General features: G+C 71.1%; 19 protein-coding genes. 9 read left to right on the forward strand and 10 right to left on the reverse strand.

Annotated elements, in window-relative coordinates:
* Positions 1-58: 58 nt before the first annotated feature.
* From ACIO3P_RS30490 to ACIO3P_RS30500, 3 genes are read right to left on the reverse strand one after another with little or no spacing between them, the layout of a single operon-like run.
* Complete coding sequence (locus tag ACIO3P_RS30490) at positions 59-1,561, reverse strand: tripartite tricarboxylate transporter permease (protein ID WP_329824574.1); 1,503 nt, start codon at positions 1,559-1,561, stop codon at positions 59-61.
* 3 nt (positions 1,562-1,564) lie between these two features.
* Complete coding sequence (locus tag ACIO3P_RS30495) at positions 1,565-2,197, reverse strand: tripartite tricarboxylate transporter TctB family protein (protein ID WP_401854159.1); 633 nt, start codon at positions 2,195-2,197, stop codon at positions 1,565-1,567.
* Positions 2,194-3,177: a tripartite tricarboxylate transporter substrate-binding protein gene (locus ACIO3P_RS30500; RefSeq protein WP_329824576.1), complete on the reverse strand. Its 984-nt coding sequence runs from the start codon at positions 3,175-3,177 to the stop codon at positions 2,194-2,196. Before ACIO3P_RS30500 ends, ACIO3P_RS30495 begins: the two co-directional genes overlap by 4 nt.
* A gap of 125 nt (positions 3,178-3,302) precedes the next feature.
* Between ACIO3P_RS30500 and ACIO3P_RS30505 the strand changes: the two genes are divergently transcribed.
* On the forward strand, positions 3,303-3,986 hold the full coding sequence (locus tag ACIO3P_RS30505; RefSeq protein ID WP_329824669.1) for a response regulator: 684 nt from the start codon (positions 3,303-3,305) through the stop codon (positions 3,984-3,986).
* 81 nt (positions 3,987-4,067) lie between these two features.
* Here the strand turns inward: ACIO3P_RS30505 and ACIO3P_RS30510 are convergent, their stop codons facing one another.
* The 7 genes from ACIO3P_RS30510 to ACIO3P_RS30540 form a co-directional block, all read right to left on the reverse strand.
* A complete protein-coding gene (locus tag ACIO3P_RS30510; protein ID WP_401792803.1) occupies positions 4,068-4,982 on the reverse strand; it encodes an SDR family oxidoreductase in 915 nt (304 codons plus the stop codon).
* 133 nt (positions 4,983-5,115) lie between these two features.
* On the reverse strand, positions 5,116-6,246 hold the full coding sequence (locus tag ACIO3P_RS30515) for a rhamnogalacturonan acetylesterase (RefSeq protein WP_401854156.1): 1,131 nt from the start codon (positions 6,244-6,246) through the stop codon (positions 5,116-5,118).
* A gap of 11 nt (positions 6,247-6,257) precedes the next feature.
* Entirely contained in the window at positions 6,258-9,023 is a 2,766-nt protein-coding gene (locus ACIO3P_RS30520; RefSeq protein WP_401854153.1) for a Tat pathway signal sequence domain protein, read from the reverse strand.
* An 84-nt stretch (positions 9,024-9,107) separates the two neighbouring features.
* Positions 9,108-9,728: a hypothetical protein gene (locus ACIO3P_RS30525; protein ID WP_401792795.1), complete on the reverse strand. Its 621-nt coding sequence runs from the start codon at positions 9,726-9,728 to the stop codon at positions 9,108-9,110.
* A gap of 9 nt (positions 9,729-9,737) precedes the next feature.
* Positions 9,738-10,676: a carbohydrate ABC transporter permease gene (locus tag ACIO3P_RS30530; RefSeq protein WP_401854150.1), complete on the reverse strand. Its 939-nt coding sequence runs from the start codon at positions 10,674-10,676 to the stop codon at positions 9,738-9,740.
* A complete protein-coding gene (locus tag ACIO3P_RS30535) occupies positions 10,673-11,674 on the reverse strand; it encodes a sugar ABC transporter permease (RefSeq protein WP_329824582.1) in 1,002 nt (333 codons plus the stop codon). Before ACIO3P_RS30535 ends, ACIO3P_RS30530 begins: the two co-directional genes overlap by 4 nt.
* Positions 11,674-12,957: an ABC transporter substrate-binding protein gene (locus ACIO3P_RS30540; RefSeq protein ID WP_401854148.1), complete on the reverse strand. Its 1,284-nt coding sequence runs from the start codon at positions 12,955-12,957 to the stop codon at positions 11,674-11,676. The genes ACIO3P_RS30535 and ACIO3P_RS30540 overlap by 1 nt, the downstream gene beginning before the upstream one ends.
* 215 nt (positions 12,958-13,172) lie before the next feature.
* On the opposite strand from ACIO3P_RS30540, the gene ACIO3P_RS30545 reads away from it, so the two are divergent.
* The 8 genes from ACIO3P_RS30545 (at position 13,173) to ACIO3P_RS30580 (ending at position 22,171) form a co-directional block, all read left to right on the forward strand.
* Positions 13,173-13,829, forward strand: coding sequence for a GntR family transcriptional regulator (locus ACIO3P_RS30545; protein WP_329824584.1), 657 nt, complete (start codon positions 13,173-13,175; stop codon positions 13,827-13,829).
* The gene (locus ACIO3P_RS30550) at positions 13,816-14,727 is read left to right on the forward strand and encodes a dihydrodipicolinate synthase family protein (protein ID WP_329824585.1); all 912 of its coding nucleotides are present in this window, start codon (positions 13,816-13,818) and stop codon (positions 14,725-14,727) included. Before ACIO3P_RS30545 ends, ACIO3P_RS30550 begins: the two co-directional genes overlap by 14 nt.
* Entirely contained in the window at positions 14,724-16,517 is a 1,794-nt protein-coding gene (araD, locus tag ACIO3P_RS30555; RefSeq protein WP_401854144.1) for an L-arabinonate dehydratase, read from the forward strand. The genes ACIO3P_RS30550 and araD overlap by 4 nt, the downstream gene beginning before the upstream one ends.
* A 162-nt stretch (positions 16,518-16,679) precedes the next feature.
* Positions 16,680-17,633, forward strand: coding sequence for a sugar ABC transporter permease (locus ACIO3P_RS30560; protein WP_329824587.1), 954 nt, complete (start codon positions 16,680-16,682; stop codon positions 17,631-17,633).
* Positions 17,630-18,535: a carbohydrate ABC transporter permease gene (locus ACIO3P_RS30565; protein WP_329824588.1), complete on the forward strand. Its 906-nt coding sequence runs from the start codon at positions 17,630-17,632 to the stop codon at positions 18,533-18,535. The genes ACIO3P_RS30560 and ACIO3P_RS30565 overlap by 4 nt, the downstream gene beginning before the upstream one ends.
* Positions 18,532-19,758 carry a Gfo/Idh/MocA family protein gene (locus ACIO3P_RS30570; RefSeq protein WP_401854142.1) on the forward strand — a complete coding sequence of 409 codons (1,227 nt, stop codon included), beginning with the start codon at positions 18,532-18,534 and terminating at the stop codon, positions 19,756-19,758. The genes ACIO3P_RS30565 and ACIO3P_RS30570 overlap by 4 nt, the downstream gene beginning before the upstream one ends.
* Entirely contained in the window at positions 19,755-20,630 is an 876-nt protein-coding gene (locus ACIO3P_RS30575; RefSeq protein ID WP_329824590.1) for a PmoA family protein, read from the forward strand. The genes ACIO3P_RS30570 and ACIO3P_RS30575 overlap by 4 nt, the downstream gene beginning before the upstream one ends.
* Entirely contained in the window at positions 20,627-22,171 is a 1,545-nt protein-coding gene (locus ACIO3P_RS30580; protein WP_401854139.1) for a family 43 glycosylhydrolase, read from the forward strand. The genes ACIO3P_RS30575 and ACIO3P_RS30580 overlap by 4 nt, the downstream gene beginning before the upstream one ends.
* The last annotated feature ends 99 nt before the right edge of the window (positions 22,172-22,270 follow it).

Consider the following 22,270-nt stretch of genomic DNA (forward strand, 5'->3'; position numbering starts at 1 on the left):
ATGGTGACAGCCGCCACTGACAACGGGCCCGCCCTCGCCGCTCTCCGCCCCGGTGCCGCTACGCCTCCGTACGCGGGCGGCGCCGCAGCTCGATGAGCTTGCGGATGCCCGGCCAGGCCAGGAGCAGCACGACCACCGCGTACACCGTCACCGAGAACGGGGTGTTGACCAGGCCGGTCACGCTCCCGTCGCTGATCTGGAGCGCGCGCCGCAACTGCTGTTCGGCGGCCGGGCCCAGGATGACGCCGATGACGGCGGGCAGCACGGGCAGGCCGTAGCGCCGCATCCCGAAGCCGATCAGGCCGATGATCAGCAGGATGACCAGGTCGAGCGCCTCGCCGCCGACCGCGTACGCGCCGACCGCCGCGAAGAAGAGGATCCCCGCGTAGAGGTACGGGCGCGGGATGCGCAGCAGCTTGGCCCAGACCGGGGCGAGCGGCAGGTTGAGCGCGAGCAGCAGCACCATGCCGACGAAGAGGGAGGCGATCAGCCCCCAGACCAGGTCGGGTTCGCGTTCGAAGAGCAGCGGTCCCGGCTGGATGCCGTACTGCTGGAAGGCGGCGAGCATCACCGCGGCGACGGCCGTCGTGGGCAGTCCGAGGGTGAGCATCGAGACCAGCGTGCCGGCCGCCGAGGCGGACGCGGCCGACTCGGGGCCCGCCACGCCCTCGATGGCGCCCTTTCCGAACTCGTCCTTGTGCTTGGAGAGCCGCTTCTCGGTGACGTAGGAGAGGAAGGTGGGGATCTCCGCGCCGCCGGCCGGGATCGCCCCGAACGGGAAGCCGATGAGCGGCCCGCGCAGCCACGGCCGCCAGGTGCGGCGGATGTCCTTCTTGGCCAGCCAGGGGCGGCCGACCGGGATCGCCTCGCCCGAGGTGCGGCGCAGATGGGCGGCGACCCACAGGGCCTCGCCGATCGCGAAGAGGCCGACCGCGACGATCACCACGTCGATGCCGTCGGCGAGTTGGAGCGTGCCGAAGGTGAGCCGCTGCTGGCCGGTCATCTGGTCGAGCCCGACCAGTCCGAGGGTGAGGCCGATGAGGAGGGAGGCGAGGCCGCGGATCCGGGACGAGCCGAGGACGGACGTCACGGCGATGAAGGCGAGCACCATGATCGCGAAGTAGTCGGGGGCGCCGATGTCCACGGCGAGCGAGGCGACGGTCGGGGCGAGGACGACCAGCAGGATCGTGCCGATCATGCCGCCGGCGAAGTGCCCGCCGGCCGCCGCCGCGAGCGCCTGGGCGCCCCGGCCCGCCTTGGCCATCGGGTTGCCCTCGATGGCCGCCACGACGGCGGCGCTCTCCCCCGGGGTGTTGAGCAGGATGGAGGTGGTGGAGCCGCCGAACATGGCGCCGTAGTAGATGCCGGCGAACATGATGAAAGCGCCGGTCGGTTCGAGTCCGTACGTCACCGGGAGCAGCAGCGCGACCGCCATGGCGGGGCCGATGCCGGGCAGGACACCGATCGCGGTGCCGAGCAGCACGCCGATCGCCGCCCAGAGCAGGTTCATCGGCGTGAGCGCCGTACCGAAGCCGTCGATGAGGGAGTTGAGGGAGTCCATCGGTTACAGCACCCCCATCAGCGGGCCACCGGGGAGGGGGACACCGAGCAGGTTGTTGAAGACGAAGTAGGTGAGGAGGGAGAGCCCCGCGGCGATCAGCGGGTCGCGGTCGTAGTGGCGGCTGCCCAGCGCGTACGCCGAGCCCCAGAAGAGCAGGGCCCCGGAGATGGGGAAGCCGAGCGGGCCGATGAGGACGGCGTTGGCGAGGAAGACCCCGGCGAGCAGCAGGACGGTGCGCCAGTCGCTGGGCTCGGCGAGGTCGATGTCCTCGCCGCCCTCGGCCTCGCCCCGGCCGCCGCGCAGCACGTCGAGGGTGAGGAGTACGGCGACGACGAGCAGCCCGATGCCCACGACGACGGGGACGGTCTTCGGGCCGACGGGGCCGCGCTGGGTGAGGTCGACGGTCATGGTGAGGGCGTCGGTGAGGACGAGGACGCCGAGGGCGAGCAGCAGCAGGCCCACGCCGATCTCGGAGTGCTCGCGGAGCCAGGAGCGGGCGTCGCGGGGGCCCGCCGTGGCCGCGACGGCGCCAGAGGTGCCCGGGGCGTCAGAAGTGTTCGGAGTGTCCGGCGTGTCCGGGGCCTCAGGGGTGTTCGGGGTGTCCGGCGTGTTCGGGGTGTCGGTGGGCGGTGTCACAGTCCCAGCTCCTTGAGAACGGAGTCGACGCGCCGGTCTTCCTTGGCGAGGAAGTCACCGAACTCGTCGCCGGTGAGGAAGGCGTCGGCCCAGCCGTTCTTCTTGAGCGACTCCCGCCACTGGGGCGAGTCGTGCAGCTTCTCGAAGAAGGCCAGCAGCTTGTCGCGTTCGGCGCCGGAGAGGCCGGGCGGGGCGACGATGCCGCGCCAGTTGGTGAAGTCGGTGTCGAGACCGGCCTCGCGCAGGGTGGGCGCGTCCAGGCCCGGCAGCCGCTCGGGTCCGGTGACGGCGAGGAGCCGCAGCTCCCCGGACTCGATCTGGTCGAGGTACTCGCCGACGCCGGAGACACCGAAGGCGACCTTGTTGCCGAGGATGGAGGCGAGGAGTTCGCCGCCGCCGTCGAACGGTACGTAGTTGACGGTCTTCGGCGCGATACCGGCGGCCTTCGCCATCAGCATCGGGGCGAGGTGGTCGGGCCCGCCGGGCGAGGAGCCGCCGCCGACGGGGACCTTGGCCGGGTCGGCCTTCCAGGCCGTGACCAGGTCGTCCATGGTCCGGTACGGGGAGTCCTTGCCGACGACGACGATGTCCGACTCCTCGGTGATCCGGGCGATCGGAGTGGTGTCGGCGAGGGTCTTGGGCGACTTGTTGGTGTGGACGGCGCCGACGACCCCGAGGCCCATGGACATCGCGAGCTTGCCGTTGCCGTGCTCACCGACGAGCCGGGTGAGCCCTACGGTGCCACCCGCGCCGGGCAGGTTGAACACCTCGATGTTGTGGGTGAGTTCGGCGTCCTCGGCGTTCTTCGCCATGGTGCGGGCCGTGATGTCGTAGCCGCCGCCGGGGGTGTTGGGGACCATGAAACGCAGGCCGGGTATCTGCGTGCCGGTGTCGGTGCCACTGCCGGAGGTGAGCAGCGGCGGCCCCACCAGCACCAGCAGCGCCGACCCGAGCAGGGCCAGAGGGGTGCGCAATCGCACGTGTGCCGCCCTTCGGAAGGTGGTGTGAAGTGGGCCACATGTTGCCTGCGCGTTAACAAGCTGTCTCTCTTCCGGAATCAACGGACGTTGTGGTCGTTGTGGTCGCGGCTTAGCGTGTGCGCGTGATGAAAGTGCTGGTGGTGGACGACGACTTCATGGTCGCCAAGCTGCACAGCCGCTATGTGTCCGCGATGGACGGCTTTACCGTCGTCGGTGTGGCGCACAGCGGCGCCGAAGCGCTGCGCGCGGCCGAACGGCTCCGGCCCGACCTGGTGCTGCTCGACATCTACCTGCCCGACATGGACGGGATCGCGGTCCTGCGGGAGCTGCGGGCGGCGGAGGAGCGGGACGGCCGGGCCGGCACGGTCGACGCCCTGTTCATCACGGCGGCACGGGACGCGGAGCTGATCCGCGCCGCGCTGCGGGCGGGCGCGCTGCACTATCTGATCAAGCCGTTCCACCGGACGGCGCTCCAGGAGCAGCTTCAGCACGTGGCGTCGCTGCGGACCCGGCTGGCCGGTCTGGGCGAGGCGCGCCAGGAGGACGTCGACCACATCTTCGGCGCCCGCCCGCCGGGCAGCCGCGGTCTCCCGAAGGGGCTGGCCCCGCACACGGCGGAGCTGGTGGAACGCGTCCTGCGGGAGAACGCCGAGGGGCTCTCCGCCACCGAGTGTGCGGCGGCGGGAGCCCTCTCCCGGGTGAGCGCCCGCCGCTACCTGGAGTACTTCGCCACGACGGGCCGCGCGGAGATCTCGCTGCGCTACGGCGGTACGGGCCGCCCCGAGCGCCGCTACCGCTGGACGGGGTGAGGGGTCATCTCAGGGCTGACCTCAGGGGTGGCCTCAAGGCTGGCCTCAGGGCTGACCTCAGGGGTGGCCTCAGGAGTCCGCTCAGCGGTATCCGCTCGCGTCGGCGGGCTTGTCGGCGTCCTGCACCTCGACGAGGTAGCGGAAGGCGTCCGGCCGGCTGCCGTCGACGTCCGTGAAGCCGTAGACCTCCGCGAGCCCGCCGCTCGACAGGGACTGCCCGTTCCACCGGCTCACCCCGGGGTCGGCGGCCAGGGCGGTCACGGCCCGTCCGACGTAGCGCGGGGTCTCGGAGATGCAGAAGTGCGGTACCCGCTCCAGTGCGTCGCGCCATGATCCCTCGGTCACGCCGAACTGCTCCAGCATGATCTCCGACCGCATCCACCCGGGCGTCAGGGCCACCGCCGTACCGCCGCGTGATCCCAGCTCGTGGCCCAGAGCGAAGGCCATCCGCAGGACGGCGGCCTTGGCGACGTCGTAGAAGAACGAGTTCCGGTAGGTGTCGCGGTTGTACTCCGCGGTGCCGTCGGTCATCTCGACCACCAGACCGCCCTCGTTCCGCAGGAGGAGGGGAAGGGCGTGGTGGCTGGTGATCGCGTGGGTCTCCACCGCGAGCCGGAGCAGCCGCAGCCCGTTGTCGAGGTCGTGCTCCCATACGGGGACGTCCCACTCGAAGAGGTTCTCGCCGCCCCAGATGTCGTTGACGAGCAGGTCGAGCCGCCCCTGTTCGGACGCGATGCGGTCCACCAGGGCGCGGACCTGGGCAGGGACCAGGTGGTCGGTCGGGACGGCGATGCCGTGGCCGCCCGCCTCGGTCACGAGGTCGGCGGTGTCCTCGATGGTCTCGGGGCGGTCGTACTCCGAGCGCTGCTTGCGGGTGCTGCGGCCGGTCACGTAGACCGTGGCGCCGGCCGCGCCGAGTTCCACCGCGATGCCCCGGCCCGCTCCCCGGGTCGCTCCCGCGACGAGAGCGACCTTGCCGTCCAGCCTTGCTGACATGTGTGTCCTTCCGTGTCCACGTACCACCGTTGTGCCGGCGCCCGATGTGGCGGCGCCGAGCACGATGATGGCGTGGATACCCGACATCTTCTGTCGGGTATCCACGCGGACCCGCGGGCCGGGGCGCCGGCGGTCAGCGCACCACCCTTGCCGGGATCAGCCGCTGGGCGCGCAGCTCCCCGAGGACGAGGGCGGCGAACTCCGTCGCTCCCCTGACCGAGGTGTGCGTGTTGTCGCGCTTCTCGTCGTAGAGGAAGAGCGCCTTGGACGCCTCGGGGCCCAGTTCCTCCACCCGGTGCTTGGTGAGCGCCGTGAGGTCGACGAGGGGGATGTTCCGGTCCCTGGCGAGCGCGCGCATCTCGGCCGGGAGGTCGACGCCCAGGCCGTTCACGTTCAGGGCCGTGCCGTTGTCGAGCGTCCCGTCGGCGTTGAACCAGCGGCGGACGATCGGGGTGACCAGGACGGGCCGGCCGCCCCGGGCCCTGACCCGGTCCGTCATCTCCGTGAGGTTGGCGCGGTAGACGTCGGCGGGCGTCTGCTTGTCGTTGTGGGCGAGCTGGACGAGGACCAGGTCGCCGCGGCCCACCCGGGACTCGACGGCGGGGAAGAGCGCGGGCGTGTCCAGGAAGGACTGCGAACCCTCCCCCGAATCCGAGTAGTTGGCGACCGAGATACCACCGCGGAGGTACTGCGGGAGCTGCTGGCCCCATCCGGTGTACGGTTCTCCCGCCTGGTCGCAGACCGTCGAGTCACCGGCCAGGAAGAGCTGGGGCGTACGGGGCGCCGGGGTGACCCGGAGCCCCGCCAGGAGGGGCGCCGCGCCGTCGAAGCGCAGGTCGAGCCCGGGGGTGCCGCTCGGGCCCGTGGGTTCGCCCTCGGGTTCGCGTACGTCCACGGTGAAGCCGCGCCGTACGGTCCGGCCCGCCGCGGTCGCCGTTTCGTCCAGCATCGTCCGGCGGGTTTCCGCCGAGACGCCGGTGGAGCCCGCCGTGGCGCCGCCGAGCAGGGCCGACACCTCGTACGTACCCGGTGGCACGTCGACGTGGCAGACCACCGGGGAGGTGCCGGCGCACCCGGCGGGCAGGCGCGGCGGGCGGGCCTGGGCGGGGGACGACAGGGCCGTCGCCGCCGTGAGGGCCGCCAGCGCCAGCGCGCCGGTGTGCCGGGCGAGGGCGCCGCGTCCCTTCGCCCGTGCGCGTTCCCGTTCCTGTCCCTGTTCCCGTTCCTGTCCCCGTTTCTGTTCCTGTTCCTGTTCCTGTTCCATGGGCCCCTCCCCTACTTCTTCGGGATGCTGTCGCCCACCAGCGCCAGGTTCTGGATCGCCGCCAGCCCGAACAGCGCCGTCTCGTTGCTGTTGACCCGCAGGTTCTCCCAGCCCGGTTCGAGCACGTCCGGGCCCTCGATGCGCTTCTTGTCCCAGACCATCGCCGAGGTGTACGCGTCGCTGTCGAAGAACTTCTGCCAGGCGCGCGCCGCCAGCTTCTCGTCGCCCAACTGGGCCGCCGCGTAGGCGTCCTGGCGCGAGTGGCCCTGGAAGAGGAGCAGGCTGCCGAAGTCGGAGCCGTACCGTTCGCGCTGTTCGGCCTTGGTCGCGTTGAAGTAGCGGCAGTAGTCCAGCCAGGCGTCCTTGAACGCCGGCAGGTCGATGAGGCCGATCAGCTCCGCGCACATCTCGACCAGGCCGAACATCGAGGAGAGGTGGGAGACGCTGACCACGGGCGTGCCGGGGACCGCGAACTTCCCGGTGTCCAGGTCGTAGAGCCCCGAGCCCTGGACGAAGCCGTTGGGCTGCGCGGCGATCGTCTCCATGGTGGAGCGCAGCCGCGCCTCGGCCTTGGCCGCCTGCGGGCCCCGGCGTTCCCACTCCGTGAGCCAGCCCGCCGCGAGCCCGCTCCAGTCGGTGCCGAAGCCGACCGACAGGGCGTTGCGGTCGGGCTCGTACGGCTCGGTGCGGATCTTGCGGATGGGGTCGAGGACGAGAAAGGTCTCGTCGGAGTCGACCTGTGCGCGCATCAGGTCGCCGACCCGTTCGTCGGCCGTGAGGAAGTAGTACGGGCGGCGGTAGACGGCGGTGGAGATGCGCTGCTGCTTGGCGCTGTCCGCGTAGTGCTGGACGCCGTGGCGCGTGCCCAGTCCCGCCCACTGGCCGAGGTGGTAGACGTCGACCTCGCCGGTGTGCCGGGTCAGCGCCTCGGCGAAGCGGAAGATGTCGGAGCGGCCCGAGCGGAGATAGGCGTACCAGAGCCAGAGGTCGGGCGAGAGTTCGGAGTTGTCCCAGGCGTAGCCGCCGACGTCGTACCGCCACTGGTGACGGTTCTCGTCGTAGCTGTGCATGAAGTCGCCGTAGTCCCAGAAGCCGTACCAGCGGCGCTGCTCGACCTGCTCCTGGTAGTAGGTGAAGAGGAAGTCGAGCTGGTCCTCGATCTTCGCCTTCGCGGGATCCGAGCGGTCGACGGGGGCGAACAGTCCGCCGAACACCCCTGCCCTGCTGAGGACTTCGGCGGTCGTCGCGAGTTGCGGCGGGGTGCGTACGGCCTGCGACTGGGCGACGAGTTCGGCGGCGGTGGGGGTGGCCGCGTTGGCCCAGAACATCAGCTCGCTGGTGCGGGCGATGCCGTACGGGGTGCCGAAGCCCGGCTCGTAGTCCTCGTACGTGATGTTGAGGCCCTCGATCTGTTCGGGATAGGTGTCCTGGCCCATCCCGTCGTGGTAGAAGCGCAGGTCCATGGGGCGGGCCTCGGGTGACCAGAGCCAGAGGGTGACCTCGGCCTCGTCGCCCGCCGCGCCCCGGATGTCGAGCTGCGCGGGGTGCTTCTGCCAGAAGTCGCGGAGCCCGAAGGAGAGTCCGCCGCTCGCCCCGCCGACGTAACCGAAGCCGGAGGCCCGGCCGCCGCCGCCCGCCGTGATCCAGCCGTGGCCCGGCTTGGTGCGCTTGCGCAGGGTGAAGCCGTCGGCGGAGAGCTGGGAGAGGGTGTAGTCGCCCCAGGTGGGGATGTACTGGAGGCGGGTGGTGACCCGCTGGTCCCAGGTGGCCGGGTCGGGCAGCTTCTCGCCCTTGACCTGCGCGGCTCTGACGGCGGCGCCCGGGTCGCGGCGCAGTCCCGTGATGCCCTGGACGGCCTCGGTGAGGAAGCCCTTGCCCTCGCCGGCGACCCGGATGTGGCGGTCGTACGCGGCGTCGCGCATCGGTACGGAGAAGCGGACGCCGAGGCCGCGGATGAAGTCGCCCTTCGTACGGCCCGCGGTCTGCTCGCCGTCGTAGGTGATGGTGTGGACCATACGGAAGGAGTCGGCGTTGGCGTAGAAGTAGAGCCGGACGCTGAAAGGCAGCCAACTGCGGCTTCCCCTGCGGTGTTTGCCGTCGATGCGGACCACCGCCCTGACGGGGCCGTCCTGTTCCACCTCGGCGACGCCGATCTCGCCGTCGAACCGCTCCCACTTGGCGCTGCCCGCGTCGTCCTCGTCGAGTTCGCCCTGGCGCAGCAGAACGAGGCGGCCGTCGGTGGCGATCCTCGTGGTGCCCCGGGTCAGGGACTCGACGAGCTGGTCGCCGTCCCTGCGGATCACGGCCTTGACGACACCGGTGTCGACGGTGATCTTCCGCCGGGTCTCGGTGACGGTGACCTTCCTCGCGGGGGCCGCGGGCCGGCCGGCGGCGAGGGTGAAGCGCTCGGCCGCGGCGACCACACCGGTGCCCGTGGACTCGATGCCGACGGCGTGGGCGGTCCACTTGAGGGAGCCGTCGGGCCAGTAGGCGGTGGGCCAGGTCTGTACGGGGACGGCCTCGCCGTCCCCGGTGGCGAGGGCGAACGCCGTGCCGGCCGGGTGGGCGCCGCGGGGCCACGGCACACCGAAGGTGGATCCCGGCGCGGCCCCGGGACCCTCGTCCTCCAGCCAGCGGACCGTGACGGGGGCGTCGGCCGCGGCCGCGGTGGCCTCCGCGGCCTGGGCCTGCTGCCCACCGAGCGCCCAACTGAACTGCGTGGCCGCGCCCGCGACGGCGGCGGCCTTGAGCAGGGACCTGCGAGGGATCGGTGACATCGGCAATCCTTCCTCGGCATCTACATGCACATGACATATGCGGAGACGCGCCGGCGCCGGCCGGGCGCGGTTGCGGCAGGGAGCTCAGCCGGTACGGTGGCGGCGCTCCACGGCCAGCGCCGCTGCCGTCACCACGCCGAGCGCGGGCGCCGCCAGCGGGGTGGCGAACCACGCCGAGACCGGTACGACGGCGAGGCCGCAGATCAGCAGCAGCGACCCGGCGGGGTCCGCGACCGTACGGCGGGCCGCCGCGCGCAGCAGGACCCGCCACGACGCCCCGGGCCGCCATGACGCGGCGGCCCGCAGCCCGGCGACGCACACGCCGAGGAAGGCGAGCACCCCGACCGCCCCGGCGAAGGCGCCGCCGGGCAGCCCGGCCCGTACCACGGTGAGATCCGCCCAGAGCAGCCAGAGGGCCGCCCAGCCGGCCGCCCCGACGAGCCAGCCGCGCCGGGCGGCGGAGCGCAGGTCCGCCAGGAACTCCCGCCGGGTGGCGACCTCGTGGCCCAGCACCCGGCGCAGGTGGGAGGCGCCGGCGGCGAACGCCGCGGGGAAGGTGAGCAGGGGCAGCGAGGCCAGCGCGATCCACACGCCGGTGAGCAGGGCCTCGGCGAACACGGCGAACGCCCGCAGGAAGCGGGAGTCCTGGCGGGCCGTACGGCGCCGCTCGGCCCGGGCCTCGGAGAGGTGGACGGTCTGGCTCATCGCAGCGGCTCAGCCCTTCAGTCCGGAGGTCGCCATGCCGTCGATCAGGTAGCGCTGGAACGCGAGGAAGAAGAGCAGCACGGGCAGCAGGGCGATGAGCGACATCGCGATCATTCCGCCGTAGTTGGCGACGCCGTCCTGGTCGACGAACATCTTCAGCCCGAGGGAAACGGTGTACTTCTCGGGCTCGTTGAGATAGATCAGCGGGCCCATGAAGTCGTTCCACGCGTTGATGAAGGTGAAGATCGCGCTGGTGATCAGGGCGGGCCGGCAGAGCGGCAGCACGATCGACCAGTAGATCCGCGCGTGCCCGCAGCCGTCCAGCCGCGCCGCCTCGTCCAGCTCCTTCGGCAGGTTCCGCATGAACTGCATCATCAGGAAGACGAAGAAGGCGTCGGTGGCCAGATACTTGCCGAGCAGCAACGGCGTGTAGGTGTTGATGAGTTCGAGCTTCTGGAAGAGCACGTACTGCGGGATCAGCAGCACGTGGTACGGCAGCAGCAGGGTCCCGATCATGAGCGCGAAGAGCAGGTTGCGCCCCGCGAACCGGATCCGGGCGAAGGCGTAGGCCGCCAGCGAGCACGAGATCAGCACCCCGGCCACCGAACCCAGGGCGAGGACCGTCGAGTTGACGAAGAAGGTGGTGATCGGGATGTCAGCGATGCCGTCGGCGAGGCGCGTGTAGTTCTCGGTGATGGGGTCCACCGGGAAGAGGTCCAGGCTGCCCACGATCTGGTCGTTCGGCTTGAACGAGCCGCCGATCACCCAGAACACCGGGTAGAGGACGATCGCGAGGACGGCCAGCGAGCCGAGGTGCCAGGCCAGCGAGCCGGCGCTCCGGCGGCGGAAGGCGGCGCGTACGGCCTCGGCCGGGTCCGGGCGCGACCCTGGCGGCACGGCCGGGCCGGGCGCCGGGTGCGGGGACGACTGCGTACGCGGTGTGCTCATCGGGTCGCCTCCTCGTAGTGCACCCAGCGTTTCTGGGACCAGAACAGCACCGCGGTCACCAGTCCGACCGCGAGCAGCAGCATCCAGGCCATGGCCGAGGCCATCCCCATCCGGCTGTTCTCGAAGCCCTGGATGTAGAGGTAACAGGTGTAGACGAGCGTGCCGTCGGCCGGGCCGCAGGTGCCGCCCGCGCCGCCGAGGATGTAGGCGGAGCCGAAGATCTGGAACGAGTGGATGGTCTCCAGCAGGACGTTGAAGAAGAGCACCGGCGAGATCATCGGCAGGGTGATGTTCCAGAACCGGCGCAGCGGTCCCGCGCCGTCGACCTCCGCGGCCTCGTAGAGCGAGACCGGCACCTGCTTCAGCCCGGCGAGGAAGATCACCATGGGCGCGCCGAACTGCCAGACGGTGAGCGCCACCAGGCTGTACACGATCATGTCGGGGTCGCCGACCCAGCCGCCCGCCGGGAGGCCGAAGAGCCGCTGGGCCCGGTCGACCACGGCGTCGTCCGAGAAGATCGCCTTCCAGACGATGGCGATGGAGACGCTCGCCCCGATCAGGGACGGGGCGTAGAACGCGGCCCGGTAGAAGCCCTGTCCGCGGCGTTTCTGACTGAGCAGCAGCGCGACGCCGAGCGCCGCCGCCAGTTTGAGCGGGGTGCCGACGACCACGTACCACAGCGTCAGGGAGACCGAGTGGCGCCAGCGGGCGTCCCCGAACATCTCGGTGAAGTTGTCGAACCCGATCCACTTCGGGGCGTCGAAGAGGTTGTAGTCGGTGAAGGCGAAGTAGAGCGAGGCGATCATCGGCCCCGCCGTGAGGATCAGGAAGCCCGCGATCCAGGGGGACATGAAGAGTAAGCCGGCCAGGTTCTCCCGGCGGCCCCGCCGTCGGGCGGCGGGGGGTCCGGGGCTGTCCTGGCCGGCCCGTGCGGCCGCGCGGTCCCGGGCTCCGGGCTCCGCCGCGGTGGGCGCCCCGCTCACCACCGTGGGTCCCATCAGGAGCCGAGCGCCGTGTTCGACTCGGTGAAGAACTGCTTCACCGCGTCGTCCACCGGCCGCTTGCCCAGGGCGAGTTCCTCGGCGATCCGCAGGAAGGCCGACTCGGCGACGTCCGCGCCCGCCGGGTGCGGGGTGATCGGCTCCAGCACGCCGGTGTCGACGAGCTGCTGCTCGTACGCGGCGATCTGCTTGTTCACCTCGTCGGTGGGCTTGAACGCCTCGTACTGGGCGGTGGTCGTGGGCACACCGCGGTCGTAGCCCATGATCTTCGCGACCTCGGGGTCGTGCACCATGAAGTCGATGAACTGGGCGACTTCCTTGGGGTGTTTGGTCCGCCGCGACCCGCTCAGCATCAGCGAGCCGAGGTACTGGCCCGTCTTCTTGCCGTCGGTCGTGGGGATCGGGGCGAGGCCGTAGTCGCTCTTGCCCTCGGCGGTGTAGCGGACGGTGAAGTTGTCCCAGGTGAACTCCCCGGCGGCCAGTTCGGCGGCGACCGCGGACTTGGGCTTGATCTGCGCGATCTTCTTCGGGTCCGTGTAGACGCCCGACTTCACCCCGTCGTACGCCTTGGTCCACCACTGGGTGAGGTCGGCCTCGGTGAACCCGAGCCCGTCCGCGGTGAAGAACGCCTTGCCGTGCTGGCGGAGGTAGAGGTCGTAGAGGTACATGACGCCGTACATCCCGCTGTCGCCCGCCATGCCCTGGGTGTCGCGGATCTTGCGCATCGCGGCGTCGAAGTCGTCCCAGGTCCAGCCGGGCTTGGGGGCGATGCCCGCCTTCTCGTACACCTTCTCGTCGATGACCAGCGCCATGGAGTTGCTGCCGACCGGCACCCCGAGGAGCTTGCCGTCCACCTCGCCGAAGGTGGCGAGGCCGGCCCGGAAGCCGTCCATGCTGAGGTTGCCCGCGCTCACCTGCTGCTTCAGGTCGAGCAGGACGTTCTTCTGGTCGTACTTGCGCAGGAAGCCGACGGCGTTCTGGAAGACGTCGGGCGGATTGCCGCCGGAGGCTTGGGTGTTGAACTTCTTCCAGAAGTCCAGGTAGGGCTGGAAGTCCGTCTTGACCTTGATCTTCGGGTACTTCTCCTCGAAGAGGGAGATCGTCCGGTTGATCCGCTTCGCACGGTCCTCGGACCCCCACCACGCGTACCGGATGGTGACGTTCCCGCCACTCGATCCACTTCCGGATCCGCAGCCGGCCGCTGTCAGGCCGAGTGCGGCCAGTGAGCCGCCCGCGATTTTGAGCAGGCCGCGTCTGTCGACGCTCCCCGACGTAGGCATAGCTCGCCCCTCACTCCGAAAAATTGAATCGTTTTAGGTAAGCGCTTGCCGCTAGAAATTAAGGACCTGTGAGCCGTACGTCAATGGTTCGGACGACATCCGTTGAAGCGCTTTCCACTTCTGTCCGAAGCATTGACGAAACATGAAACGCCGCTCTAGCTTCATCGCGTCGTACTTCGTACGTCATATATGAGACGCGAGATCTGAGAGCGCCCATGGCCTTCGCCCCGAGTCCGATCCCCTCCCGCACCCAGTACGTCCAGGAGGCGATCAAGCACGCCATCCTCACCGGCGGGCTCAGTCCGGGTCAGCCCCTGGTCGAGACCGAACTGGCCGCGCGGTTCGGGGTGTCGAAGACACCGGTGCGCGAAGCCCTCAAGACCCTGGCCGGCACCGGCCTGGTCGTCATGAGCCAGTACAAGGGCGCCACCGTCCGCACGGTCGACGCCGCGATGGCCCACGAGGTCTACGACGTACGGCTGCTGCTGGAACCGGCGGCGCTACGGCGCTCCCTGGGCCGCGGCGCCTCGCTGGAGCCCGCCAGGGAAGCCCTCCTGCGCGCGGACCAGGCGGCCGACCAGGCCGAACGCTCCCTGGCCAACCGGGAGTTCCACCGGTCGCTCTATCTGCCCTGCGGCAATCCGCTGCTGGCCAGGATGCTCGACGAGGTGCGCGACCAGGCGGCCCTCGTCTCGACCGTGGCCTGGGCCACCGTCCCGTCCTGGGAGCGGGAGGCGGGCGAGCACCGCGAGATCCTGCGGCTCGCCCTCGCCGGTGACATCGACGGCGCGGCGGGCGCCCTCCACGACCACATCGCCTCGTTCCTGCACCGGGCGTTCCCCGAAGGAGAGACCACGCATGAAGAGCCCTGATCTCACATCGTCGCGGGACGCGCTCGCCGATGTCGTGGCGATCCCCGTGACACCGTTCACCGCCGACGGCACCATCGACACCGCGGCACACCGCGCCCTGCTCCGCCGGCTGCTCGACGGCGGCGTCCGCACCCTCACACCGAACGGCAACACCGGCGAGTACTACGCGCTCGGCCCCGACGAGCGGCGCGCCGTCACGGAGCTGACCGTCGAGGAGGCCGCGGGCGAGGCCGCGATCCTCGTCGGTATCGGCCTCGAAGTGCCGACCGCCGTGGCAGCCGCCGAGCACGCGCGCGCCGCGGGCGCCGGGATGGTGATGGTCCACCAGCCCGTCCACCCCTACGTCTCGCAGGACGGCTGGATCGACTACCACCGCGCGATCGCCGACGCCGTACCGGAGCTGGGCGTCGTACCGTACATCCGCAACCCGCTGCTCAGCGGCGAAACCCTCGCCCGGCTCGGGGAGTTGTGCCCCAATGTCATCGGCGCGAAGTACGCCGTGCCGGACGCCGCGCGGTTCGCCGCCTTCGCCCGGGACGCGGGGCTCGAACGCTTCGTGTGGGTCGCGGGCCTCGCCGAGCTGTACGCCCCCTCCTACTTCGCGGGCGGCGCGACCGGCTTCACCTCCGGTCTCGTCAATGTCGCCCCCGCGGTCTCGCTGGGGATGCTGGAGGCGCTGCGCGCCGGGGACTACGCGGGCGCCATGAAGGTCTGGGAGCAGATCAGGCCCTTCGAGGAGCTGCGGGCCGCGCACCAGTCCGCCGACAACGTGACGGTGGTCAAGGAGGCGCTGGCCGCGCTGGGCCTGTGCCGGCGCGACATCCGCCCGCCGAGCCGGGCCCTGCCCGAGGAGCAGCGCGCGGCGGTCGCTTCGCTGGTCGCGGGGTGGGCGATATGACCCGCGGCCCCGGACCCGCCGCCGGGCAAGCGAGCGGGGAAGCGAGCGGGGAGACGGCCGGGGAGGAAGCCGCCGTACGCCCCGAGGAGTTGCGCAGCCACCAGTGGTGGGGGACGGACGGGCTGCGTTCGTTCAGCCATCGCGCCCGGACCCGCCAGCTCGGCTACCTCCCCGAGGAGCATCTGGGCAAGCCGGTCGTCGCGATCCTCAACACCTGGTCCGACATCAACCCGTGCCATGTCCACTTGCGGGACCGCGCCCAGGCGGTGAAGCGCGGGGTGTGGCAGGCGGGCGGCTTCCCGCTGGAGTTCCCCGTCTCGACGCTCTCCGAGACGTTCCAGAAGCCGACGCCGATGCTCTACCGCAACATGCTGGCGATGGAGACGGAGGAGCTGCTGCGCTCGTACCCCGTCGACGGCGCGGTGCTGCTCGGCGGCTGTGACAAGTCGACGCCCGCGCTGCTGATGGGCGCGGCGAGTGTGGATCTGCCGGCCGTGTTCGTCCCGGCGGGGCCGATGCTGCCGGGGCACTGGCGCGACGAGGTCCTCGGCTCGGGCACCGACATGTGGAAGTACTGGGACGACAAGCGGGCCGGACTGATCGGTGACGCCGAGATGGCCGAGCTGGAGAACGGTCTCGCCCGCTCCCCCGGCACCTGTATGACGATGGGGACGGCCTCCACGCTCACCGCCGCCGCCGAGGCGCTCGGGGTGACGATGCCGGGGGCCTCCTCGATCCCGGCCGTCGACTCCGGGCACGACCGGATGGCCGCCGCCTCCGGGCGGCGGATCGTCGAGCTGGTCCGCGGCGGTCTGCGGCTGTCGAAGCTGCTGACCCGGGAGGCGTACGAGGACGCGGTCGCCACGGTGCTCGCGCTGGGCGGCTCCACCAACGCGGTCATCCATCTCATCGCGATGGCGGGCCGCTCGGGACTGCGGCTCACGCTCGACGACTTCGACCGGATCGCCAGGACCGTACCGGTGCTCGCCAACCTCCGCCCCGGCGGCCAGTACCTCATGGAGGACTTCTACTTCGCGGGCGGCCTGCCCGCCTTCCTGAGCCGGCTCACCGATGTGCTGCACCTGGACCGGCCGACCGTCGCCCACACCACCATGCGGGAACAGCTCGCCGGCGCGCTCGTCCACAATCCGGAGGTGATCCGCCCCCGGGAGAAGCCGCTCGCGTCCGAGGGCGGGGTGGCGGTGCTGCGAGGCAATCTCTGCCCCGACGGCGCGGTCATCAAACACATCGCCGCCGAGCCGGAACTCCTCCAGCACACCGGTCCCGCCGTGGTCTTCGACGACTACCGGACCATGCAGCGCACCATCAACGACCCCGCGCTCGCGATCACCCCCGACCATGTGCTGGTGCTGCGCAACTCCGGGCCCAAGGGCGGCCCGGGGATGCCCGAGTACGGGATGCTGCCGATCCCCGACTACCTGCTCAAGCAGGGTGTACGGGACATGGTGCGGCTCTCCGACGCCCGGATGAGCGGCACGAGTTACGGCGCCTGCGTCCTGCACATCGCGCCCGAGTCGTACGTCGGCGGGCCGCTCGCCCTGGTCCGCAGCGGCGACCTCATCACCCTGGACGTCGCCGCCCGAAGTCTCCATCTGCATGTGAGTGACGAGGAGTTGGCGGTGCGCCGGGACGGGTGGACCGCGCCCGAGCCCCGCTACCAGCGCGGTTACGGCGCCCTCTACGACGAGCAGATCACGCAGGCCGACACCGGCTGCGACTTCGCCTTCCTCGCCAGGCCGGGCGAGGTGCCCGACCCGTACGTCGGCTGAGCCGACCGCAGCGTCACCGGTCGGCTCGGCCGACCACCACGTCGCCGATCGGCCGAGCCGATCACCACGTCGCCCCGCGCGACCATCCCCGCACACCGCCGGGCCCGCTCCGCCGGACCCGGTCTGCGAAAGCGCTTCACCCACCGAACGGAGAAGCAAGTCATGGCCTCTGCTGTGGCGCAGGACTCAGGGGCGCCGCCCCAGGCCCCCCGGCCCCGTAAGCCGGGGCGCCGTACCGGAGCGACACCACGCCGTCTCCCGTATCTGCTGATCGCCCCCGCCGGACTGCTGATGCTGGGCTTCATCGCCTATCCGATGCTCAGCGTCTTCTACTACAGCCTCCAGAACTACAACGCCACCAAGCCCTGGCGGAACGGTTTCGCGGGGTTCGACAACTTCCGGCGGATCTTCACCGACGACCCGCTGTTCTGGGACAGCCTGATCTTCAGCGGCAAGTGGGTCGTCACCGAGGTCAGTCTCCAACTGGCCTTCGGTCTGATCCTGGCGCTGCTGGTCAACCAGACGTTCCTGGGCCGGGCCGTGGCCCGCGCGCTGGTCTTCTCACCGTGGGCGGTCTCCGGCGTCCTGACCACCACGATCTGGCTGCTGCTCTACAACCCCTCGACGGGCGTGGGGCGTTACCTCGCGGACGCGGGCTTCGGCGAGTACGGCTCGTCCGTGCTCTCCGACACCGGGACCGTCTTCTGGGCGGCCGTCCTCGCCGAACTCTGGCGCGGCGTACCGTTCTTCGCGATCCTCATCCTCGCGGACCTCCAGTCCATCCCGGGCGATCTGTACGAGGCCGCCTCGGTCGACGGAGCCAACCGGTTCCAGCAGTTCACCCACATCACACTGCCCCACCTCAGGGACGCGATCATCCTCTCCACCCTGCTCAGGGCGGTGTGGGAGTTCAACAACGTGGACCTGCTGCTCACCCTCACCAAGGGCGGTCCCGCCGGTGTCACCACCACACTGCCGCTGTATGTCGCGGTCACCGGCTTCGAGGCACACGACTTCGGCTATGCCACCGCGCTGACCACCGTCGCCTTCGCGATCCTCCTCTTCTGCTCGATTCTCTATCTGCGCCTGAGCAAGTTCGGAGGCGATCACAAGTGACCACCGCCCTCGCCGAGAAGGGCCTGAGCGACGTGTCCGCGAGCGACGGCCCGGTGCCCCCGCCCCGGCGGCGCCGGCGCCGCGAACGCCGGTTCGACGACGTCCCCCGGTGGCAGATCTATCTGCCCCTCGGCCTCTATCTCCTCTTCACCCTCGTGCCGTTCTACTGGATGGTGCTGTTCTCCCTGCGGCCCGCCGGATCCACCTCGCTGGTGCCGTGGCCGATGACCTTCGACCACTTCGAGAAGGTCTGGAACGAACGCAGCTTCTCCGTCTTCTTCCAGAACAGCGCGCTGATCGGCGTCTTCACCCTGATCTGCACGACGGGGGTCGCGCTGGCCGGCGGTTACGCCCTGGCCCGCTTCGACTTCCGTATCAAGCAGGGCTTCATGCTGGCGCTGCTCTGCTCGCAGTTCATCCCGGGCGCGCTGATGCTGGTGCCGCTCTTCCAGATCTTCAAGAACCTCCAGCTCATCAACTCGCCGGTGAGCGTGGTCCTCGCGGAGACGGTCTTCCAGCTCCCGCTGTCGATCATCCTGATCAGCGGCTTCATCAAGAACGTCCCGTACTCCCTGGAGGAGGCGGCCTGGGTGGACGGCTGTTCACGGCTCCAGGCGTTCCGCATCGTCGTGCTGCCGATGCTGCGTCCTGGTCTGATCGCCGTGGGTTCCTTCGCCTTCGTGCACAGTTGGAACCACTTCCTCTTCGCGCTGATGTTCCTGATGGAACAGGACAAGCAGACGATCCCGGTCGGGCTCTCCACCCTCATCGGCTCGGACAGTGTGGACTTCGGCGCGCTGGCGGCGGGCGGTGTGATCTCCGCGGTACCGGTCGTCATCGTCTTCGCGTTCATCCAGAAGTGGCTGATCAGCGGCTTCAGCGCGGGGGCGGTGAAGGGATGAGCCACCCCGTTGCCCCGCAGGCCGGCCCGCTGCCCGTCGTCCTGGCCGGGGCGCGCGGCCACGGCCGTACCCACCTCGTCAACATCCACCGGCTCGAACAGGCCGGTCTGGTACGGCTCGTGGGCATCTGCGAGCTGAAACCGCTGAGCGAGGAGGAGCTGGCCGGCTTCGGCGCCCCCGAGCAGTCGGACGACTTCGCCGGGCTGCTGGAGCGTACGGGCGCGCGGATCGCCGTGCTGTGCACCCCCATCCACACGCACACCGAACTCGCGCTGATCGCCGCCGACCACGGGGTGCACACCCTGCTGGAGAAGCCGACCACACCGTCGTACGGGGAGTACGAGCGGCTCCTCGCCGGGCTGGCCGAGCGGGGCACCGCCTGCCAGGTCGGTTTCCAGTCGCTCGGCTCGCACGCCCTCGACGCCATCGCGCGTCTCGTCGCGGACGGTGCGATCGGCGCCGTACGCGGGATCGGCGCGGCCGGTGCGTGGGTACGGGACGACGCGTACTACCGCCGGGTGCCGTGGGCCGGGCGGCGCTCCCTGAACGGGCGGGACGTCGTGGACGGGGTGCTCACCAACCCGCTCGCGCACGCCGTCGCGACCGCGCTGCGCCTCGACGGCAGCGAACGGGCCGAGGACATCGCCGAGATCGAGCTGGAGCAGTTCCGGGCCAACGACATCGAGGCCGACGACACGAGCTGTCTGCGGGTACGGACGGCCAAGGGGACCCGGATCACGGTCGCCGTCACCCTCTGCGCGGAGCAGGCCGGGGAGCCGTACGTCGTGGTGCACGGCAGCCGGGGCCGGATCACCTTCTGGTACAAGCAGGACCGGGTCCTCGTGGAGCACACGGACGGCGGGACGGACGGGGACGGGAACGGCGCCGTGGACCGGGCCGGGACCGTGGACCGGGCCGGGACCGTCCACGGCCGTACGGACCTGCTGGAGAACCTGGTCGCGCATCTGCGTGACGGTACGGAACTGCTGGTACCGGCCCCGCGCACCGGCGCCTTCATGCGGATCGTCGAGGCCGTCAGGACCGGCCCGCTGCCCACCCCGCTGCCCGCGGACGCCTGGTACGGCGTACCGGGCGAGAAGGCGCCGCGCCGCGTCGTCAAGGGCATCGACGCGCTGGTCACGGCGAGCGCGGACACCCTCTCCACCTTTTCCGAACTGGGCGCGGGCTGGGCCGCGCCGCCGACGGAGGTGCACCCCCGATGAGCGAGGCACAGGTCTCCCGAGCCCCCGCGGTCACGACGCTGCGCTGTGACACCCGTCCGGTGGCCGGCTACCACCACCGGCCCGCGGCGCTCCCGGCGACGCTCGCGCCCCGCCCGTACCTGCACCCCGTACGGACCCTCGGCGGCGTCACCGTCACCGAGCTGCGCCCCGCCGACCACGCACACCACCTCGGGGTGTCGATGGCCGTACCGGACGTGTCGGGCGTCAACTTCTGGGGCGGACGGACCTACGTACGCGACCAGGGGCCGGTGGCGCTCGACAACCACGGTGCGCAGGAGCACACCGGCTGGCTGCTGCGGGACCCGGACGGCTGTGTGCAGGAGCTGTCCTGGACGCGGGAGGGGCGTGAACTCCTCAAGGAGCGGCGCACGATCAGTGTGCTCGCGCTCTCCGCCGGTGCCTGGGCCCTCGACTTCACCTCGGCGCTGACCAATGTGTCCGGCGGGGACCTCTCCTTCGGCAGCCCGGCCACCAACGGGCGGCCGGGCGCGGGGTACGGCGGCTTCTTCTGGCGGGCCCCGAAGGAGGACGCGGCGGACCCGGAGCCCGAGGTGTTCACCCAGGCCGCTTCCGGGGAGGCCGCGGTGCACGGGACCACCGCGGAGTGGCTGGCGCTCGCGGGACGGGAGTGGACGCTGGTCTTCGCCGGGGCCAACGAGGAGACCCGGCAGGACCCCTGGTTCGTCCGCACCGGCCAGTACCCCGGGGTGGGCTCCTCGCTGGCCTGGGGGCGGCGGCTGCCGCTGGCCGCGGGCGGCAGCCTGTCGCGGCGGATCGTCACCGTCGTCGCGGACGGCCGGCTCACCCGCCAGGACGCGGCGGCCCTGGCCCGTAAGGCGGTGGCGGCATGAGCCTGCCGTGGACGGCGGACCTCGGCGACGGCACGTACCGCAACCCGGTGCTGGCCTCCGACTGGTCCGATCCGGACGCCATCCGGGTCGGGGACGACTACTACCTGACCGCCTCCAGCTTCGGCCGGGTGCCGGGACTGCCGCTGCTGCACTCCCGCGATCTCGTCAACTGGTCGCTGGTGGGGCATGCGTTGGAGCGGCTGGAGCCGGCCGAGGCGTTCGACGTGCCCCGGCACGACTGCGGGGTGTGGGCGCCCTCGCTCCGGCACCACGACGACCGGTTCTGGATCTTCTGGGGCGACCCGGACCACGGCGTCTTCCAGGTCAATGCCCCTGACATCACCGGGCCTTGGAGCAGCCCGCACCTCCTCAAGGCGGGCAAGGGCCTGATCGACGCCTGCCCGCTGTGGGACGAGGAGACCGGCGAGGCGTATCTCGTGCACGCCTGGGCCAAGTCCCGGTCGGGGGTGAAGAACCGGCTGACCGGACACCGGATGAGCCCGGACGGGCGGGAGTTGCTCGACGAGGGCAGGACGGTGGTGGACGGGGACCGGCTGCCCGGCTGGTTCACGCTGGAGGGGCCGAAGCTCCACCGACGCGACGGCTGGTACTGGATCCTCGCGCCCGCCGGGGGCGTCACCACCGGCTGGCAAGGGGCCTTCCGGGCCCGGGAGTTCTTCGGACCGTACGAGGAGCGGGTCGTCCTCGCCCAGGGGCGTACGGAGATCAACGGACCGCACCAGGGCGCCTGGGTGACGGGCGCCACGGGCGACGACTGGTTCCTGCACTTCCAGGAACGCGGCGCGTACGGGCGGGTCGTGCACCTCCAGCCGCTGCGCTGGGACGACGACGGCTGGCCGGTCGTCGGGGCGGACGGCGAGCCCGTCCTCGTCCACCCGAAGCCCGCACTCCCCGCACGCGCGGCCACGCCGGTGGTACGGGCGCCCGCCAGTGACGACGACTTCCCCGGCGGTCGCTTCGGACCGCAGTGGCAGTGGACCGCGAACCCGCGACCCGGTTGGACGCTCCCGCACCCGGGGGACGGGCTGCGGCTGGCCTGCCTGCGGACGGCGGACGCGCACGATCTGCGGCTGCTTCCCGGTGTGCTGGTGCAGCGGCTGCCCGCAGAAACGTTCACCGTCACCGTCGGACTCTCCCTGGAGTCCACCGAGCCCGGGGCGAAGGCAGGTCTCGCCGTGCTCGGTGACGCCTTCTCCTGGATCGGCCTCGAACGCGGTGCGGACGGCGCGGTCACCCTCGTCCACCGCTTCGCGGAGACCGGCGCGCCCCACGAACGGGACGCCGACGCCCCACGCCCCGCGTCCGGCGGACACGCCGTGCTGCGGATCGAGGTCGCCCCGGGCGCGCGCTGCCGCTTCGCCGCGGATACGGGGGACGGCTTCCGCCCCTCGGGCCAGGTCTTCGCGGCCACGCCCTGGCGCTGGGTCGGCGCGCTGCTGGGGCTGTTCGCCACGGCGCCGCCGGGTGGGGAGGGGGCGGCCGGGACAGCCGCCTTCGCCAGGTTCCGTACGACCGCGTGACCCGCAGGACCGACCGACCCGTACGACCCGCCTGACCGCCAGACCCACACGTTCCGCCTGATCCGCCTTCCGACGCAAGCCCGTGAGGAGAGAGCCGCA

The organism is Streptomyces sp. NPDC087310 (genome assembly GCF_044744405.1).
In the GTDB taxonomy this organism is placed as follows: Bacteria; Actinomycetota; Actinomycetes; order Streptomycetales; family Streptomycetaceae; genus Streptomyces.